3 protein-coding genes and 1 pseudogene are annotated in these 3289 nt (G+C 70.3%); all 4 read left to right on the top strand.

Translation table 11 applies throughout. The annotated features are described in order from the left end of the window. Positions 1–1073, top strand: a pseudogene (locus tag WA805_RS18355) (hypothetical protein); the annotation flags it as partial. A 373-nt stretch (positions 1074–1446) separates the two neighbouring features. Then, the gene (locus tag WA805_RS18350) at positions 1447–1983 is read left to right on the top strand and encodes a cysteine dioxygenase (RefSeq protein WP_422280855.1); all 537 of its coding nucleotides are present in this window, start codon (positions 1447–1449) and stop codon (positions 1981–1983) included. A gap of 421 nt (positions 1984–2404) precedes the next feature. After that, positions 2405–2980, top strand: coding sequence for a PadR family transcriptional regulator (locus tag WA805_RS18345; protein WP_425242935.1), 576 nt, complete (start codon positions 2405–2407; stop codon positions 2978–2980). Beyond that, on the top strand, positions 2977–3289 hold a 313-nt coding region (locus WA805_RS18340), incomplete at its 3' end, for an ATP-binding cassette domain-containing protein (RefSeq protein WP_425242934.1). The genes WA805_RS18345 and WA805_RS18340, both read left to right, overlap by 4 nt.

The following is a 3289-nucleotide window of genomic DNA, read 5'->3' as shown; positions in this document are numbered from 1 at the left end:
AGCAGCTGTCCGCCGCCGACTTCCCGGTGCCGGCCGAGCCTGTCGAGCGGCTCCGGGTGCCGAACTCGTTCAGCGAGCGCTCGCCCAAGCACCGCCGGGACCTCGTCTCCTCGATGCGCAGCAAGCTGGCTGGCAAGTCTTTCGATCATCCAGAACGAGCCCGTGGTGGCTCCCGTGCCGACCCCGACTCCGACTCGGCCCGCGGCGACATCGGGGAGCTGCGCCGCGCGCTGCGCAGGCACCCGTGCCACGGCTGCCCCGACCGGGAGCAGCACGCGCGGGTCGCAGAACGCTACTTCCGCCTGCAGAAGGAGGCCGCCGACGTCGAGCGGCAGATCGGCGGCCGGTCGCACGTGATCGCGCGCACGTTCGGCAAGGTCTGCGCCGTGCTGGACGAGCTCGGCTACCTCGACGGCGACTCGGTCACCGCCGACGGCAGGCGGCTGCAGCGGCTGTATTCCGAGCTCGACCTGCTAGCGGCCGAGTGCCTGCGGCGCGGCTTCTGGGAGGGCCTGAACCCGGCCGAGCTGGCGGCCTGCGTCTCCGTGCTGTCGTACGAGTCCAGGCAGGCGAACGACGAAGGCCCGGCGCGGCTGCCCAAGGGCCCGGTCGGCGACGTGCTGTCCGCGATGAACCGTACCTGGGCGGACCTCGACCAGCTGGAAAAGCGCAGCGGCCTGTCGTTCCTGCGCGAGCCGGACGCGGGCTTCGTGTGGGCGGCGTTCCGCTGGGCCCGCGGCGCCAAGCTCGAAGACGTCCTCGACTCGGTCCCCGGCCTCACCCCCGGCGACTTCGTCCGCTCGGTCAAGCAGCTCATAGACCTCCTGGACCAGATAGCCGCCGCGGCCCAGAACTCCCCGCCCCCGCGGACCCACCCGAACGGCACCCGCCCGGAGACCGAACCCCCGAAGACCGAACCCCCGGAGACCGAATCCCCGGAGACCGGGCACCCAGAGACCGCCGAGCCTCAATCCGACGTGGCCCCCCGGGACCGCGACGTGGCGGCGACCGCCCACGCGGCCATCGACGCCCTCCGCCGCGGCGTAGTCGCCTACACCTCCCTGACGGACTAACCACCACCCCGCGCCTCCCGGCCTATTGGCGGTGTGGCCCACAACGCCAATAGATCCGCACCGGTGGCCCACACCGCCAATGCGCAATCCCCTCGGCAAGCGGCGTTCCGATCCCTTTGGTCACATCAGCCCCCTGCGCTGACTTTGCATACGGCGTGACCACTTGTGACCGGTCACCCGACCCAGATAGTGGTCACCCCGGCTGCAAAGTGAACATCAGATGCAGGTGTGACGAACGCCGGGCGGCCCAGCGCAGCGGCATCGAGGCAACCACATCGATGGGGTCTATGAGTAATCCGTCAGCTGGCATTAGTGGCTATGTGAGGGCCGCCGCTACGGTGGAACTAGGGAAGTAATCCGCCCGGGAGGTGTCATGTCCCAGCTAGCCACCGAAGTCGTAGGTACCTGTCCCGCGTCCCTCGCCGCTGCCATCCGGCGCGAGGTATGGACGGGCGGCTCGTGGGAGGACACCGCTCACCGGGTCGCCGCCGCGCTGCGCCGCCGGCTGCCGGGCCCCGACCTGCTGACTCCCGAGCAGCTTTCCGGCGACCCCGCGGGCTATCAGACCCACCTGGTGCACGCCGAGGAGGACGGCTCGTTCTCCGTCGTGGTCATGGTGTTGCGGCCGGGCCAGGCGACCCCGATCCATGACCACCTGACCTGGTGCGTCACCGCGGTCTTGCAGGGCGCCGAATACGAGGAGATCTTCGCCCTCCGTGGCGGCCGCCTTGAGGTGGTCGCGCGCAACCAGAACCAGGTCGGCACGGTCGGCGGGTTCGCCCCGCCAGGCGACATCCACCAGGTCCGCAACGGCGGCGCAGGCATCGCGGTCTCGATGAACGTCTACGGCACCGACATCACCCGCGTCGGCTCCAGCGTCCGCCGCGTCTACGACCTCCCAGTCCGCTAAACCCGCTCAACCCGCTCAACCCGCCAAGCCAGCAGGAAAACGCCCTGGAGGCACGTCCCTCCGGGGCGCTTCGGCATGCCACGACCGGCCCCGCAGGAATAAGACTTGCGTTAACGATCGTTAGCGATATATCGTTGAGACATCAAGACGATACAACGAACGATCGAAAGAGGTGAGCGCCATGCATGAAGAGCACAGGCGCGATATGCGAGACGAAGGCTGGGGACCGCCGTCCCGGCCGGGCCGCCCCGAGTGGGGGCCGCGATCCGGGCGAGGCCCGGGTCGACGCGGCGGAGAACGTGGTGAATGGAGCGAGCGCCCGGAACACGGCGAGCGCGGCCGGGGCGGTCCTGGCGGCCGCCGCTGGGCCCGGGCTGAGTCGGGGCCGGGGCCGTTCGGGCCCATGGGTCCGATGGGACCGATGTTCGGCAGGCACCCCTTCGGGCGCGGACCGCGCGCCCGGCGCGGGGATGTCCGGGCGGCGATCCTCGACCTGCTGGCCGAGGGCGGTACCTGGAACGGTTACCAGATCATCCAGGAGATCGCGGGGCGCACCGACGGTGTGTGGCGGCCGAGCGCGGGGTCGGTGTACCCGGCACTGCAGCAGCTTGAGGACGAGGGCCTGATCGCCCCCCAGGGCACGGGCCGTCGCCGCGTCTTCACCCTGACCGACAAGGGCAGGACCTACGTCGAGGCGCACGCCGATGAGCTGCGCTCCTCGTGGGACGCGGCCGCCGGCATGACGGACGACGACGCCATCGAGTTCAGGAACCTGATCCGCCAGGTCATGATGGCCGTCATGGAGGTGCGGCGGGCGGGCTCGGCCGAGCAGGTCGCCCAGGCGCGGGCGGTGCTCGCGCAGGCCCGCAAGTCCCTCTACCTGATCCTGGCCGAGGACGAGCCCGCCACGGCGGACGCCGAGTCGCCAGACACCGCACCGTCAGACACCGTGGCGGACGACGCGCCGGCAGGTGACACTCCCGAGGCCGGGCAGTGACCGAGCCCGTCGTCCGGGTCACCGACCTGGTGAAGCGCTACGGAGAGCTTGAGGCGGTCCGGGGCATCAACTTCGAGGTTCAGCCGGGTGAGACTTTTGGCTTCCTCGGCCCGAACGGCGCGGGCAAGTCAACCACCATCAAGATCCTGTGCACCCTCGCGAACCCCACCTCGGGGTCCGCGAGGGTGGCCGGGTACGACGTGCTACGGCAGCGGGACACGGTCAGGCGCAACATCGGCCTGGTGTTCCAGGACCCGACGCTCGACAGCTACCTCACCGGCGAGCAGAACCTGCGGTTCCACGCCGACT

It is taken from the genome of Trebonia sp., from assembly GCF_049794275.1.
In the GTDB taxonomy this organism is placed as follows: domain Bacteria; phylum Actinomycetota; class Actinomycetes; order Streptosporangiales; family Streptosporangiaceae; genus Trebonia.
The sequence above is the reverse complement of the archived record's forward strand: the minus strand, read 5'-3'. Positions and strand labels throughout refer to the sequence as shown.

What these genes read in the sequence shown, in the direction of transcription:
- WA805_RS18350 (WP_422280855.1), top strand. Translation starts at nt 1,447, where the DNA reads ATGTCCCAGCTAGCCACCGAAGTCGTAGGTACCTGTCCCGCGTCCCTC.
- WA805_RS18345 (WP_425242935.1), top strand. Translation starts at nt 2,405, where the DNA reads ATGTTCGGCAGGCACCCCTTCGGGCGCGGACCGCGCGCCCGGCGCGGG.